The sequence below is a fragment of the uncultured Phocaeicola sp. genome (assembly GCF_948499155.1).
Classification (GTDB): domain Bacteria; phylum Bacteroidota; class Bacteroidia; order Bacteroidales; family Bacteroidaceae; genus Phocaeicola; species Phocaeicola faecalis.
Genome location: NZ_CAOOSE010000027.1, coordinates 36,563 through 51,924, shown reverse-complemented (window position 1 = coordinate 51,924; position 15,362 = coordinate 36,563). Strand labels below are relative to the sequence as shown.

At 42.9% G+C, this 15,362-nt stretch carries 12 protein-coding genes; 9 read left to right on the top strand and 3 right to left on the bottom strand.

Annotation, left to right across the window (positions count from 1 at the left end; all coding sequences use genetic code 11):
* The 6 genes from QYT14_RS15660 to QYT14_RS15635 form a co-directional block, all read left to right on the top strand.
* Window positions 1–283 (top strand): Fic family protein (locus QYT14_RS15660; protein WP_347280231.1); only part of this gene is annotated, 283 nt, incomplete at its 5' end.
* A 79-nt stretch (window positions 284–362) separates the two neighbouring features.
* Window positions 363–2,405 (top strand): methionine--tRNA ligase, encoded by a 2,043-nt coding sequence (metG, locus tag QYT14_RS15655; RefSeq protein WP_237040719.1) that lies wholly within the window; start codon window positions 363–365, stop codon window positions 2,403–2,405.
* A gap of 81 nt (window positions 2,406–2,486) precedes the next feature.
* Window positions 2,487–3,941, top strand: coding sequence for a lipopolysaccharide biosynthesis protein (locus tag QYT14_RS15650; protein WP_237040720.1), 1,455 nt, complete (start codon window positions 2,487–2,489; stop codon window positions 3,939–3,941).
* Window positions 3,928–4,884, top strand: coding sequence for a glycosyltransferase (locus QYT14_RS15645; RefSeq protein ID WP_237040721.1), 957 nt, complete (start codon window positions 3,928–3,930; stop codon window positions 4,882–4,884). The genes QYT14_RS15650 and QYT14_RS15645 overlap by 14 nt, the downstream gene beginning before the upstream one ends.
* Window positions 4,885–4,893: 9 nt before the next feature.
* Window positions 4,894–5,883, top strand: coding sequence for a glycosyltransferase family 8 protein (locus QYT14_RS15640; RefSeq protein WP_288325577.1), 990 nt, complete (start codon window positions 4,894–4,896; stop codon window positions 5,881–5,883).
* Between the two features lie 9 nt (window positions 5,884–5,892).
* A complete protein-coding gene (locus tag QYT14_RS15635) occupies window positions 5,893–7,095 on the top strand; it encodes a glycosyltransferase family 4 protein (RefSeq protein ID WP_288325576.1) in 1,203 nt (400 codons plus the stop codon).
* An 89-nt stretch (window positions 7,096–7,184) separates the two neighbouring features.
* On the opposite strand, the gene wecB is transcribed toward QYT14_RS15635, so the two are convergent.
* Together wecB and wecC are read right to left on the bottom strand one after the other, a co-directional pair.
* On the bottom strand, window positions 7,185–8,312 hold the full coding sequence (gene wecB / locus QYT14_RS15630) for a UDP-N-acetylglucosamine 2-epimerase (non-hydrolyzing) (protein ID WP_288325575.1): 1,128 nt from the start codon (window positions 8,310–8,312) through the stop codon (window positions 7,185–7,187).
* Between the two features lie 31 nt (window positions 8,313–8,343).
* The gene (gene wecC, locus QYT14_RS15625; RefSeq protein ID WP_237040725.1) at window positions 8,344–9,546 is read right to left on the bottom strand and encodes a UDP-N-acetyl-D-mannosamine dehydrogenase; all 1,203 of its coding nucleotides are present in this window, start codon (window positions 9,544–9,546) and stop codon (window positions 8,344–8,346) included.
* Between the two features lie 122 nt (window positions 9,547–9,668).
* On the opposite strand from wecC, the gene QYT14_RS15620 reads away from it, so the two are divergent.
* From QYT14_RS15620 to QYT14_RS15610, 3 genes are read left to right on the top strand one after another with little or no spacing between them, the layout of a single operon-like run.
* Window positions 9,669–10,751 carry a glycosyltransferase family 4 protein gene (locus tag QYT14_RS15620; RefSeq protein ID WP_288325574.1) on the top strand — a complete coding sequence of 361 codons (1,083 nt, stop codon included), beginning with the start codon at window positions 9,669–9,671 and terminating at the stop codon, window positions 10,749–10,751.
* 12 nt (window positions 10,752–10,763) lie between these two features.
* On the top strand, window positions 10,764–12,026 hold the full coding sequence (locus QYT14_RS15615; protein ID WP_237040727.1) for a glycosyltransferase family 4 protein: 1,263 nt from the start codon (window positions 10,764–10,766) through the stop codon (window positions 12,024–12,026).
* The gene (locus QYT14_RS15610; protein ID WP_288325573.1) at window positions 12,019–12,771 is read left to right on the top strand and encodes a glycosyltransferase family 2 protein; all 753 of its coding nucleotides are present in this window, start codon (window positions 12,019–12,021) and stop codon (window positions 12,769–12,771) included. The genes QYT14_RS15615 and QYT14_RS15610 overlap by 8 nt, the downstream gene beginning before the upstream one ends.
* 38 nt (window positions 12,772–12,809) lie before the next feature.
* Here QYT14_RS15610 and QYT14_RS15605 read toward each other — a convergent pair whose 3' ends face one another.
* Complete coding sequence (locus QYT14_RS15605; RefSeq protein WP_288325572.1) at window positions 12,810–15,296, bottom strand: YfhO family protein; 2,487 nt, start codon at window positions 15,294–15,296, stop codon at window positions 12,810–12,812.
* Window positions 15,297–15,362 lie beyond the last annotated feature (66 nt).

Here is a 15,362-nt window from a genome sequence, read left to right as displayed (position 1 = left end):
AAGTAATGTTGCAAGTAATGTTGCAAGTAATGTTGCAAGTAATGTTGCAAGTAATGTTGCAAGTAATAGTACCAAACAAAGATTAAGTCAAGACGAACTATATAATTTGATTTGCAATAACTGCAAAGACTATACTTCATTGGAAGAATTAGCTCAAAGAGTCAATAAAAACAGCAAATATCTGCAAAATCATATACTAAAAGATATGATTAGCAATAATCTAATAGAAAGACTATATCCCGAAAGCCCCAGACATCCCAACCAAAAATACAGAAAGAAATAGCCTCATATTCCATTTACTTCACTAAAAATCATTACCTTTGCACCTTACTATCAGAAATAACAAAAAGCACATACATAATATGGAAAAGAAATTCAAAAGAACCACCGTCACCTCGGCACTGCCTTATGCCAACGGTCCGGTGCACATTGGCCATTTGGCAGGTGTATATGTTCCTGCAGATATCTATGTACGCTATCTTCGCCTGAAAAAAGAAGACGTACTGTTCATCGGAGGTTCAGATGAACATGGGGTGCCCATCACCATCCGTGCCAAAAAAGAAGGAATTACCCCTCAGGATGTGGTCGACCGCTATCATACACTGATTAAAGACTCTTTTAAAGAATTCGGAATTTCTTTCGATGTTTACTCCCGCACTTCATCAAAGACACATCACGAACTGGCTTCCGAGTTCTTCAAAACACTGTATGACAAAGGGGAATTCATCGAAAAGACATCTGAACAATATTACGATGAAGAGGCTCACCAGTTTTTGGCCGACCGATACATCACAGGTGAATGTCCCCATTGCCACGCAGAAGGTGCATACGGCGACCAATGCGAAAAGTGCGGTACTTCATTGTCACCCACCGATTTGATTAATCCGAAAAGTGCCATCAGCGGCAGTAAGCCTGTGATGCGTGAAACCAAACACTGGTATTTGCCGTTGGATAAGCACGAAGGCTGGTTGCGCAAATGGATTCTGGAAGACCACAAAGAATGGCGTCCCAACGTGTACGGACAGTGCAAGAGCTGGCTGGACATGGGCTTGCAGCCACGCGCCGTAAGCCGTGACCTGGATTGGGGTATCCCCGTTCCCGTAGAAGGAGCGGAAGGAAAAGTGCTTTATGTATGGTTTGACGCTCCTATCGGATATATTTCAAATACAAAGGAATTACTGCCCGACAGTTGGGAAACATGGTGGAAAGACCCCGAAACACGTCTGGTTCATTTCATCGGAAAAGACAATATCGTGTTCCATTGCATCGTATTCCCGGCTATGTTGAAAGCGGAAGGCAGTTACATTTTGCCTGATAATGTGCCAAGCAACGAATTCCTGAACTTGGAAGGAGATAAAATTTCCACTTCCCGCAATTGGGCTGTATGGCTGCACGAATATTTGCAGGACTTCCCCGGAAAGCAGGATGTGCTTCGCTATGTGCTGACCGCCAATGCTCCCGAAACGAAGGACAATGACTTCACATGGAAAGACTTTCAGGCACGCAACAACAATGAATTGGTAGCCGTGTACGGAAACTTTGTGAACCGTGCTTTAGTACTGACTCAGAAATACTTTAACGGATGCGTTCCCGCCTGCGGAGAGTTGACAGAATATGACAAGGATACACTGAAGGAATTTGCAGATGTAAAAGCGGAAGTAGAAAAACTGCTGAATGTCTTCAAGTTCCGCGATGCTCAGAAAGAAGCAATGAATCTGGCACGCATCGGTAACAAATATCTGGCAGACACCGAACCGTGGAAACTTGCCAAAACTGATATGCCGCGTGTAGCCACTATCCTGAATATAGCATTGCAACTGGTAGCTAATCTGGCTATTGCATTCGAACCGTTCCTGCCGTTCAGCAGCGAAAAACTTCGTAAGATGTTGAATATGGATACCTTTGAATGGGAGCAGTTGGGACGTACCGACCTCTTGGCAGAAGGCCATCAATTGAACAAGGCTGAATTGCTGTTCGAGAAGATAGAAGACGAAACAATTCAGGCACAGGTAGACAAATTGCTGGCTACTAAAAAAGAGAATGAGGCTGCAAGCTACAAAGCTAATCCTATCAAACCGACTATCTCTTTTGAAGAGTTCGAGAAGTTGGATATCCGTGTAGGAACCGTACTGGAATGTGAAGCAGTTCCCAAGATGAAGAAACTGCTGAAGTTCAAGATTGCCGACGGGCTGGAGAACCGTACCATTGTCAGCGGTATCGCCCAGCACTACGCCCCGGAAGAACTGGTAGGAAAACAAGTGTTGTTCATTGCAAACCTGGCTCCACGCCAGTTCAAGAATGGTCTGGTAAGCGAAGGCATGATTCTAAGCGCCGAAAACTTTGATGGTTCACTGGCTGTCACCTCTCTGTTGAAAGAGGTAAAACCCGGAAGTGAAGTAAAATAATACCCACCGAAATACAGAAAAGGCTGAAAGCAACCGAAACGTCCGCTTTCAGCCTGACTGTTTTTATAATCCATTTATAAGATGGCAGAACAATCCTTAAAAGAAAAGACAGCAAAGGGCCTCTTCTGGGGCGGACTGAGCAACGGCATACAGCAGTTGTTGAATCTTTTTTTCGGGATATTCCTTGCACGAATCCTTAACGCCGAGGACTATGGTATGGTGGGGATGCTTACCATATTTTCTGCTATAGCAGCAGTTTTACAAGAAGGCGGTTTTATCTCCGCACTAACCAATCGGAAAGATACCACCCACAAAGATTACAATGCTGTATTCTGGTTTAGCACTTTATGCAGCATCACTCTTTACATTATACTTTTTCTAAGTGCTCCATATATTGCCGACTTCTACAATATCCCCGAACTCACCCCGCTGGCACGTTACTCTTTCTTAGGCTTTATTATTGCCAGCCTCAGCATTGCACCACGCGCCCTACTTTTCAAACATTTAAAAACCAAAGAGAATGCCATTATTTACCTTACTGCTCTAATAATCTCCGGACTCATAAGTATCATAATGGCCCTTAACGGATTTGCATATTGGGGAATTGCAACACAGTCTTTGGTATATGTTACTATCATCACTATACTCAATTTCTATTTTGCCAAATGGAAACCGACATTGGACTTTGATTTTACGCCTATAAAAGAAATGTTCGGTTTCAGCAATAAACTATTGATTACCAACATATTCAATATTATCAACAATAATCTTTTCTCTGTACTATTAGGAAAATTTTATAATGAAAATGAAGTCGGAAACTACACTCAAGCCAATAAGTGGAACGGAATGGGGCATACCACTGTTACAGGAATGATAAACTCAATCGCACAGCCTGTTTTAACAGGAATCTCGGATGATGCAACACGCCAGCTGGCGGTTTTCCGTAAACTGCTCCGTTTTACGGCTTTTGTTTCTTTCCCGGCCATGTTAGGATTAAGCTTTGTTTCCAAAGAGTTTATTCTCATTACCATTACAGACAAATGGTTGGCAAGCGCCAATATCCTTCAATTACTTTGCATTTGGGGAGCATTTATTCCTATTTGCTCTCTCTTCTCCAATTTAATAATCAGCCGTGGCCGCTCTTCTATTTATATGATTAACACCATAACACTAAGCATCCTACAACTAATTACTGCATGTATAATCTATCCTTACGGCATAAACTGGATGTTACGCATATTCGTATCAATCAATATATTATGGCTCTTTGTATGGTTCTTCTTTGCACGTCGTGAAATATCTTTAACGCTCAAAGATATGATAAAAGATATTTCCCCTTATCTCCTTTTATCAGTGGCATTAATAATATTAGCCTATTACATAACTTTGCCCATTACGAATATCTATTTAAACTTTATAGCCAAAATCATAATAGTAGCAGGAGGATATGGGCTGGTATTATGGAAAATGAAATCAGTTATTTTCAGAGAATGTATTAATTTTATCTTAAGAAAAAGACAAGATGGCAACATATAATGAAAAGATACAAAAAGTATCTATTGCAATGTGTACATATAATGGAGAAAAATATCTTCGTGAGCAGTTGGATTCCATTGTCGCACAAACTTATCCCATCTATGAATTGATAATTCAAGATGACCAAAGCACGGACGGCACTATTACTATAATCAAAGAATATGCAGCTCATTATTCTTATATCCGATGGAAAATTAATGAAAAGAATTTAGGATATAATACGAATTTCCGCACAGCCATTCAGGATGCCAAAGGAGATTTAATCGCCATTGCCGATCAGGATGATATCTGGTATCCCAATAAATTAGAAGAACTGGTAAAGTGCATCGGCAGACATTCAATGTCATACGCGTATTCCACAACCTCTGTACAAAATACAGTAAGCAACATAAAGCAGGCAATCAACTACAACAATACGCTGGAACGTCTATTATTTACGAATGTTATTCCCGGACACGCCATGTTACTGCAAAGAGAATTCATAGAACAGATTCCGTGTTGGAATGACCATATTTTCTACGATTGGTGGTTGGCCGTAAATGCTTATCTGTTTAATGGAGCCGTTCAATGTGAACAAATACTCACTTATCACCGCCTCCATCAAGAGTCAGTGATGGCAGGCTATAAGAATAAAGCCAATAAAAAATATCTCCCCTATTTAAAGGGGTATACTAATTTCCAAAAACTTCAAAAAGGAGAGAACTGGCAATGGTTCTACCAATATATATATAATACGGCTCAAAATAAAAAAGGTTTAGAAGTTGCCCATCGTGTAGCAGGCTTGATGCTGAAACGAGGAATACCTTCATTCATATCTTTGTGTTGGCTTTCTTTAAAGTACAAGCATCTATTGATGCCAAGATTGTCAATCAATCTATTCCGTTCTTTCTTTTATCCATGCTTTGCCTTTTATAACAATCATCTATTTGACTCACGTAAATAAGAAGATTTTATGGAAAACAAAAAAAATCATATCGCTTTAGCTGCTGATTCAAATTATATAATACCTGTCACAGCTGTTTTACAATCTCTTTTCGACAATAACGAAGGGGAAAACATATCTATTTATCTGCTTTATCTGGAAAACACACTGAAAGAAGCCGATTTAGAGTTTTTGGCAAACTTCACCCGACAACGAAAAGGAACTTTTAACGGACTCCAAATTAGACAGGAACAAATTGAGGGTTTTCCTGAAACAAGACACGGAAAAGCTACTCTACTCAGGCTTTGCCTGCCTGAGTTATTGCCCGAACTAGATAAAATATTATATTTAGACGGTGATATCATTGTCAATGACAATTTATCATCATTATTCAATCTAGACATTTCCAACTATTATATAGCGGCAGCCAAAGACTCTGCAAGTGCTTACAATATAAATTATCAAGTATCTATGGGGATAGAAAAGACTCATGCATACTATAATGCCGGCATTCTATTATTAAACCTAAAGGCTTTAAGAGAAATAGATTTAGTCACTCTAATGAATGAGTTTGTACAAAAAAACTACAAACTGATAGGAGCACCCGATCAGGACTTTCTTAATTATATAAGTCAAAAAAAGACTCTATATATTCCTCCTAAATACAATATGAATTATCTTCTGGAAAAAGATATTGCTGCAAAAATATGGAGTAAAGAGGAAATAAAAGAAGCAAAGAAATCTCCGGTTATCGTTCATTATATCGGCCCGGTAAAACCTTGGTCCATCCTCTCTACCCATCCCCAAAGAAAGCTATGGTGGAGATATATAAGAAAAACATGTTTTGCCAACTATCGTCCTAAAGATGCAACGCTTCAGAACTATCTATATAGAAGTTATCTATTGCTTACACAACCCATTGAGCGGAAATTCTCATTAAGCGCAAAACAAAAAATAGGAAAGCTAATACCCTCTGCACTAAAAAAGAGGTTTAAAAGGTCATTACAAAAAAATATATAGGATACATCTATGAAAGTACTATTCACATTTGGCGGCATACCGCATTATCTCAGCTCTATGCTCAACAAGCTATGCGAAAAAGGTGTTGAAATTGTAGTGGTCACCCCACAAAAAGGAAATGCCACTATCGGGAAAGGAGTTAAAATGGTGGAGGGAGGGATGTACAAACACCTCACTGCGCTTGAGAAAAAAATGTTCTACGGTAAAAGTGGCTATCCTTCACTACCTGCAATCATCCGGGAAGAGAAACCGGATATTCTTGTGATGGGCTGGCCATACTTTCTGCAAGTATTCTTCCAACCACAACTAAGAAAAACCATAAAAAGGTGTGGCACCCGGCTCGTCATTCGGGAAATTCCCTTTCAAACGCCTCCTTACGGCAAGATAAAAGAATATTTCCGGAAGAATCCGATGATTGACGAAAGTATGCGTTTACTTAGCAGCGGCGCAGGGTTTTATCTACGCCAATGGCTAACAGCCAAAATACGCAAATATTGTTATGCCAAGGCAACAGGAACATTAAACTATTCCACTGCCGCCTATGATATATTACCTTCATACGGGGTAAAAAGGGAACAGATACATGTCACCTATAATGCCACCGACACGGAAGCTCTGCTGAAAGAAAAGAAAACCGTACAAACATCATCTCCTCTATTGCCGCCTTCAAGCAGAAGACTGCTCCACATTGGACGTTTGGTAAAATGGAAGCGGGTGGACTTACTCATCAATGCATTCGGCAAAATACTTCCCGACTTTCCTGATGCAGAACTCGTTATAGTGGGTGACGGCCCTGAGTCGGACAATCTGAAACAGCAGTCGGCCCTTCTCAAGCTAAACGACTCTATCCGCTTTATCGGTGCCGTATACGACCCTAAAACCTTAGGCGCCTACATGAACGAATCGACTGTTTATGTCTTAGCCGGCATGGGAGGTCTTTCTATAAACGATGCCATGACTTATGGAATGCCGATACTCTGCTCGGTGTGCGACAGCACAGAACGCGATTTGGTGACTGAAGGAGAAAATGGTTTCTTCTTTAAGGATGGTGATGTAAACAGTCTGGCAGAAAAAATCAACCAACTGTTTTCTTCGCCCGAACTATGCAAGCAGATGGGAAAAGAATCGGAACGAGTGATACAAGAAAAAATCAATCTCAATACCGTAAGCGAACGCTATCTGAAAGCTTTTCAAGACTTTATGGCACAATAAATCCAATCCGCCAATCTAAAATAAAAGCTCCATCAGTGCAGATAATATTTCAAACTGATGGAGCTTTTATTATAGCACACACCGGCCAATCATATCAAAGCTTTTACAATCCGCTCGCAAGCATGTCCGTCGCCATACGGATTATGCGTCTCAGACATTTGCTTATAGAGTTCTTTATCACGAAGCAGTTCTGTTACATTGTCTACAATAGCAGCAGCATCCGTTCCCACCAGTCTCACAGTACCGGCCTCTACCGCTTCGGGACGTTCAGTGGTATTACGCATCACTAATACGGGCTTTCCCAATGATGGCGCCTCTTCTTGCACCCCCCCACTATCCGTAAGCACTAAAAAAGAATGTTGCATGGCATAGATAAACGGCAAATAATCTAATGGAGAAATCAAATAAACGTTCTCCACGCCGGAAAGCAACTCATACACCGGTTTCTGTACATTCGGATTCAAGTGTACCGGATAAACAAAGTCCATATCCGGGTGCAGCTCTGCCAGTTCCTTGATGGCTTTACAGATATGCAAGAAGCCTTCTCCGAAGTTCTCACGCCTGTGCCCGGTCACCAGAATATACTGCCGTTCACCAATGGCATATCCTTTATTTTGAAGCTCCAGCTGAATCTCTTCTCTCATTCCCGGTTTCTTATCAATGATATCTACAGCCATAAGCAAAGCATCGATAACCGTATTGCCGGTTACATATATCTTTTCCTTGTTTATATTTTCTGCCAACAGATTCTGTTCAGACTTCCCCGTCGGAGCAAAATAATAGGTACAAATACGGTCTGTCACTTGCCGGTTCATCTCTTCCGGCCACGGCGAAAGCATGTCATAAGTACGCAACCCCGCTTCCACATGGCCTACGGCAATCTGCTGATAGAATGCGGCAAGAGACGCAGCCATAGAGGTAGTGGTATCGCCATGAACCAGCACAGTGTCGGGATGAAATTCTTTCAACACATCCCGCAATCCAAGTAATACCTTTGAAGTGATATCATATAAATCCTGGTCAGGTGCCATTATATTTAAATCATAATCCGGAACAATGCCAAATACCTCCAACACCTGATCCAACATCTGGCGATGTTGGGCAGTCACACAAACTTTTGTCTCAAAGTGCTCCGAATCCTTCTGCAAAGCTTTGACCAACGGAGCCATCTTTATAGCTTCAGGACGAGTTCCGAAGACCAATAAAATCTTTTTCATTTTCGCATTAACTAGTTGAATAATAATCCCGTTACTTTCTGACTCCGCAGAAATCCAATTCAAGTTTTCCTTCTTCTTCAGGCATCCCTACAAACACACTATGCCTAACCAGCCATACGATGATATCCGCCTTATGATAAGCCTCCTTATAGTCTGTCAGATGAAAACTGGGATGCGATGTAATATTAGGTTCTACTATCAACACATCAGCTCTGGACTCAGAGACGATGCGTGAAGCAATATATTTTGCAGGAGACTCGCGCAAATCATCAATATTGGGTTTGAAAGCCAATCCCATACATGCCACCACCGGTTCGCGCTCATTCTTTTCAACGAAGTTCTGACATGTTTCCAATACCTTATTGGCACACCAATCCGCCTTATAGTCGTTGGTTTCACGGGCACGCTTGATTAATTGCGCTTGTTCCGGATAATCGGATACAATAAACCACGGATCGACGGCAATACAATGACCACCGACACCACAACCGGGCTGCAAGATATTTACACGCGGATGTTTATTGGCCAATTCTATCAGCTCCCAAACATTGATTCCCGCCTTGTCACAAATCATAGACAACTCATTTGCAAAAGCTATTTGAGAGTCACGGGATGAGTTCTCTGTCAATTTGCACATTTCGGCTGTGCGGGCATTCGTCTTATGCAACTTTCCCTGTACGAAAGCAGCATAAAACTCAACCGCCTTATCGGTAGACGCCGGAGTGATACCGCCAATCACCCGGTCATTATGTACCAACTCATAAAGTGTATTTCCGGGCAAAACCCGTTCAGGACAGTAAGCAATGTATATCTTATCTTTCAACTCGGGACGTTCTTTATAAATAAGTTCCGCCATACGTTCCGTCGTATAAACAGGAGAAGTAGATTCTATCACAAACAAGTTGCCCTCTTGCAAATAAGGTATCACAGACCGTGTTGCAGCCTCCACATAAGTGATATCGGCACGGTGATTCTGCTTAAAAGGAGTAGGTACAACAATAAAAAAAGCGTCAGCAGCCTCGGGTTTGGATACGGCTCTGAAATGTCCGTCACGTACAACATCGTTTACAATTTTCCCCAAGTCCGGCTCTACAATATGTATTTTCCCCTGATTAATAGTTTCCACTACTGTAGGATTCACATCTACACCAACCACCTCATATCCATGAGCAGCTGCTACGGCAGCCGTAGGCAGGCCGATATAACCTAACCCTAAAAATACGACTTTCTTCATTATTAATTCTCCTTGTTTAGTATGTTGCGCAAAAATACAAATAATCTACGACTTTGTACGATGTTTCGCTGAAAACCACTACTTTTGCCCATATAATCAATACATGGATATTGCAAATTAATATGAAAATATATTATTATCATACCCGCCCCATCAAACCGGCACTTCAAGAATGGGAACAGTACCGGCATCCGGGACATATCTTATACGGATTGCCATTATTCAAAAAGAATGGCATCGACTGCATTCTCCACCGCTACAAAGCGATAAACGGCCGTTTAAAATTGGCCTTATACACAGCCAAAGAGATTCTATGCTGCAAGGAACACTACGATGCAATATATGGCACTTCTTTCAGAGGACTGGAGCTGATTATCTTTCTACGTGCACTCGGGCTATACCGGAAGCCTATCGCCATTTGGCATCACACAGCCGTAAGCCGTTCCTCAAATAAACTTAGGGAAGCAGTATCGCGTTTTTTCTATACCGGAATTGATAAAATGTACTTTTTCAGTCAAAAGCTAATAAAAGATTCTCTTCTGTCTCTGAAAGCTTCACCCCTAAAAATGGAATTAATCCATTGGGGCCCGGATTTAGCTTTTTATGACCATCTACTGGCAGAGATACCCGACCGGAAAACACTGGGTTTTGTCTCTACAGGAAAGGAAAACAGAGATGTAAGTACCCTCTTACAGGCTTTTGTAGCGACAGAAGAAGAATTTGATTTATATATCTCCCCCCAATGTGGACATATCAACTACAAAGAGATTATTGAAAGTTTCTCCCTCTCCGAATCGGTTCATATCCATTACACCGGCGGCATCATCCCTTACGAGCTGGCAAAAATGGTAGCCTGTAAGAGTTGCATCGTTATCTGTTGCCTCGACTTTCCTTACACAGTGGGGCTGACCACCCTGGTAGAAGCATTCGCACTCGGTCTTCCTGTCATTTGTTCCCGTAATCCCAATTTCGAAGTTGACATTGACAAAGAGGGAATCGGCATCACTGTAGAATACGGTGACGTACAAGGATGGATAAATGCCATCCGCTACATGGCAGACCATCCCGAAGAGGCACGAAAAATGGGAGCCAATGCACGCAAGCTGGCGGAAGAACGCTTCAATCTCGAAATCTTTTCGCGCGAGATAGCAGAAAGCTTATCAGAGATATCAAACATTTCTTCTAAAAAACGTACCTTTGCATAAACGTTAATGCACATGAGAGTACTTATCATCAATACGTCTGAGCGAACAGGAGGCGCCGCCATTGCAGCCCACCGCCTGATGGAAGCCCTGAGAAACAATGGGATAAAAGCCAAAATGCTCGTCCGCGACAAACAGACCGACCGGATTAGCGTGGTTCAACTGAAGAAATCATGGTGGAAAGTATGGCAATTCATTTGGGAACGCATCGTCATCTGGAAAGCGAACCATTTTAAAAAGCATAATCTTTTTGCCGTAGACATTGCCAACACAGGTACAAACATTTCCGCACTCCCCGAGTTCAATCAGGCAGATGTGATTCATTTGCACTGGATTAATCAAGGTATGCTCTCGCTGACAGATATACGCCGCATCATAGAGTCGGGTAAACCCATCGTGTGGACTATGCATGACATGTGGCCTTTCACCGGCATTTGCCATTATGCAGGCGATTGCGACAAATATACCCACGAATGCCATCACTGTCCTCTATTGTTTAAAGGAGGAAAGAAAGACCTTTCCTATCGCATTTTTGAGAAGAAAAGGAAACTGTTTGACGGGGCAAACATCACATTCGTGGCATGCAGCCGTTGGCTGGAAGCCATGGCAAAACAAAGCGAACTGCTGAAAGGGCAAACCATCACCAATATCCCCAATGCCATCAATACCAACTTGTTCAGACCGCGCAGCAAGCAGCAGGCACGAGAAAAATGCCATCTGCCGCAAGACAGGAAGTTATTGCTCTTTGGCTCGGTGAAAATCACCGACAAGCGGAAAGGCATTGACTATCTGGTAGAAGCATGCAAGATTCTTGCCTCTCAAGACCCCGGGTTAAGTAAACAATTGGGTGTCGTAGTGTTCGGTAAACAAGCCGAGCAGTATGCCTCCTTATTTCCTTTCCCCATTTATCCGATGAACTATGTGAGCAACGAAAAGGAACTGGTGGATATCTATAATGCTGTCGACCTCTACGTCACTCCTTCCTTACAGGACAATCTTCCCAACACCATTGTAGAAGCAATGGCATGCGGCATCCCCTGTGTCGGCTTTCATGTAGGAGGCATCCCCCAAATGATAGACCATCTGCACAATGGGTATGTGGCCGAATACCAATCGGCTAAAGACCTCGCCAATGGTATCCGTTGGACATTGACCGAAGGCGAATACGACAGCTTGAGCGAGGAAGCTTGCCGAAAAGCACTCTCCAGCTATTCCGAGAGCACTATTTCAATGAGATATATCGATATCTATAATAAGATTACAGGAAGCCATGCATAATATTCATCCTCATCCCAAGTTCTCCATCATCACCGTGACCTATAATGCGGAGAAAGTGCTGGAAGACACGATACAAAGCATTGTCACCCAATCTTATAAGAACGTAGAATATATTATCGTGGACGGAGGCTCCACCGACGGCACATTGGCTATCGTCAACAAATACAGGGAGCACATACATACCGTTGTCAGCGAACCCGACAAAGGTTTATATGATGCCATGAATAAAGGCATCAAACTGGCAACAGGAGACTACCTTTGTTTTCTGAATGCCGGAGACGGACTTCATGAAGATGATACACTTTTACAAATCGCTCATTCCCTGACCGGAACGATACTGCCGGATGTAATTTATGGCGAAACAGACATAGTGGACAGTGAAGGGCATTTCCTTTACAAACGCCGTCTCTCTGCTCCCGAAACGCTCCATTGGAAGAGTTTCAAGAAAGGCATGCTGGTCTGCCATCAGGCCTTCTTTGCACGCAGAGAACTGGCCTTAGAAGAACCATACGATTTACACTACCGCTTTTCGGCAGACTTTGACTGGTGCATCCGCATCATGAAGAAGGCGAAAGTATTGCATAATACACATCTCACCCTCATTGACTATCTGAGCGAAGGAATGACCACCCGAAACCATAAAGCCTCACTGAAAGAGCGTTTCCGCATCATGGTGAAGCATTACGGACTGGTCAGCACCGTGCTGCACCATGCTTGGTTTGTGGTGCGTCTGGCTTATAAATAAAAGCGATGGGCTCTGATTAAATACAACAAGGAAAATAATCAGGAGCGACATAAAGCTTTTCCCCGCAAAACCAGCAATAGCAACACCGCTACTGCCAATAATCCCAAAGCAATAAAAGCAATTGTTTCTGTCGTATGCAGCGACTTCGGGTCGAACTTAAACTCAACCGTATGTTTTCCTGCCGGCACATTCATAGCACGCAGAATATAGTCCGCCCTGCCGTGAGGTGCCTCAACCCCATCAATATAAGCCTGCCAACCCGGATAATAGATTTCGGAGAAAACAACAACGCCCCCCTTCTCCGAGTCAACCTCATACTTCAAGTCATTCGGTTCGTAAGCCACCAACGTAACGGAGCTCAACGAGTCAGGAGCCGCAGTCTGCTTTACCAGCTCTGCAAACTTCTTGTCGACCACCGCCACCTTTGCAGGTGCCACTTTATGTAAAGCGTCTATTTCCTCGTTCGCATTATTTACATACTGCACCTCGTCCACAAACCACGCATTACCCAATGTATAAGGATTTTGCAACGGCATAGTCTTCCCCCCCTGCAAAGGGAAAATGAAATAGCGCGTATTCAGCATATTCAGCACCGGGAAAGCAGACGCATCCACCTTTGCCATATCGCCACCGGCCTCAGACACGGCCTTGAACAGATTGCTCATTTCAGGACTGATATGTTCCTCTATCATCTCCTGATAACGACGCAACTTCGCAGCATGATAACCGCCTATGCTCTTATGCCAGTAAGAAGTATTATTCTCGTTAAATGTATTCGAAGCCAAATTCAGTACCCGATAGTCCAATGTCTTATCCTCCAAAATAGCCTTATCCGTATCGGTCGGCCGGAAGCCTTCCGTCCGGGCTGTTTGAGGCACAAACTGCGCATCATACAGATAACGCTTGTTCACATCCCACATCTCCACCAGACAAAGCAGCAACAATACACCAATCGTCAGCTTTGCTTTCAACTTACCCATTCCATAAAGCCACAGCAACGCAGCCCCGATTGCCACCACAAAGAAACTGCGCCAAGCATCCGAAGTGAAAATACTCACACGAATCTCTTCCAAATTGGCTATCAGTGGAGCCAACTGGTCAGCCGGGATGCTCTGCAAAGCCTGCATTTCCATGCTCGACACATAAGAAGGGAAGAAAAAACGCGGAGCCAGTGCAAACAGCAAAGCCACACCGCCTGTGAGTCCGAAGCTGATATAAAACGCCCTCGCCTGTTCTTTCACTATTTGCGGACGTGCAATAATCTGCTTTAACGCCAGCATTGCCAACAACGGAATTGTAAATTCGGCAATTACCAAAATAGAAGATACCGCACGAAACTTATCATACATCGGAATATAATCAAGGAAAAAATCCGTAAATCCCATAAAATTCTTTCCCCAAGAAAGGAGCACAGACAATACCGTTGCAGCTAAAAGTGCCCATTTCATCGGGCCTTTTACGATAAACAAGCCCAAAATAAACAGAAACATTACAAACGCCCCCACATATACCGGACCTGACGTTCCGGGCTGCTCGCCCCAATATTGTCCAAGCTGGTTGTAAATGCTTCCATACATCGGATTAGCCTTTTCCATTGCCTTCTCATTAGCAGCAAGAGGCACTGACGCACCACCTTTCACATTAGGCACCAGCAAAGAAAATGTTTCACCGATACCATAGCTCCATTGCGTAATATAGTCGCGTTCCAATCCACTTTTAGTCTGATTATGCGTATCCGGCTTTACCAATTCGCTCTTTCCACGCATCGTCTCCTTACTATATTCATAGGTATGATAAAGATTGGACAGATTGATACATACTCCCAATACACCCGCTACCACCAACACACCTGTCGCCTTGAAAAAACGAGGAAGTTCTTTCTTTTGATAAGCAGAAATTCCGAAAGCCACTGCCATAAACAACATCACAAACAAGAAATAATAACTCATCTGCACATGGTTCGACACAATTTGTAAAGCAACGAATATGGCTGTCAGCAAGCCGCCCGACAGGTATTTCCCCCTGTAGACCAGCACCATACCGGCAATGGTAGGCGGAATATAAGCCAATGTTACAAATTTCCAGATGTGACCGGCCGCAATAATAATGAAGAAATAAGAAGAAAAAGCCCATATAATCGCTCCCAATGAAGCAAGCCACACCGAGAAGTCAAAAGCGCGCAACAGAATATAGAAACCCAGCATCATCACAAACACATACCACACATAAGCGGGCAAATACAAATGATACAGACTCTCCACCCCTTTCAGCATATCAGTGGAATGGTAGCTGGGAGCCATCTGATAGGTAGGCATACCGCCAAAAATCGAATTCGTCCAGCGCGTACGCTCTCCTGTACGTTCCAAGTACTCTTTCGATTCCTCGCCGGCACCTATTCCCGCCACCGCATCATGCTGCGACAGAACACGTCCCTCGGTCACAGCCGGGAAAAAGTAAACAAACGAGATGACGGCAAATAAGATAATCACTACGATATCAGGTAGTATTCTTTTAAATAAGTTCATAAGTATATCTGTTTATTAACGCTGCAAAGATACGATATACTCTGATAAATTGCGTACATTTGCATC

Coding starts and splice junctions, on each gene's coding strand:
- QYT14_RS15610 (WP_288325573.1), top strand. CDS start 12,019: ATGCATAATATTCATCCTCATCCCAAGTTCTCCATCATCACCGTGACC.
- QYT14_RS15620 (WP_288325574.1), top strand. CDS start 9,669: ATGAAAATATATTATTATCATACCCGCCCCATCAAACCGGCACTTCAA.
- wecC (WP_237040725.1), bottom strand. CDS start 9,546: ATGAAGAAAGTCGTATTTTTAGGGTTAGGTTATATCGGCCTGCCTACG.
- metG (WP_237040719.1), top strand. CDS start 363: ATGGAAAAGAAATTCAAAAGAACCACCGTCACCTCGGCACTGCCTTAT.
- QYT14_RS15615 (WP_237040727.1), top strand. CDS start 10,764: ATGAGAGTACTTATCATCAATACGTCTGAGCGAACAGGAGGCGCCGCC.
- QYT14_RS15605 (WP_288325572.1), bottom strand. CDS start 15,296: ATGAACTTATTTAAAAGAATACTACCTGATATCGTAGTGATTATCTTA.
- wecB (WP_288325575.1), bottom strand. CDS start 8,312: ATGAAAAAGATTTTATTGGTCTTCGGAACTCGTCCTGAAGCTATAAAG.
- QYT14_RS15640 (WP_288325577.1), top strand. CDS start 4,894: ATGGAAAACAAAAAAAATCATATCGCTTTAGCTGCTGATTCAAATTAT.
- QYT14_RS15645 (WP_237040721.1), top strand. CDS start 3,928: ATGGCAACATATAATGAAAAGATACAAAAAGTATCTATTGCAATGTGT.
- QYT14_RS15650 (WP_237040720.1), top strand. CDS start 2,487: ATGGCAGAACAATCCTTAAAAGAAAAGACAGCAAAGGGCCTCTTCTGG.
- QYT14_RS15635 (WP_288325576.1), top strand. CDS start 5,893: ATGAAAGTACTATTCACATTTGGCGGCATACCGCATTATCTCAGCTCT.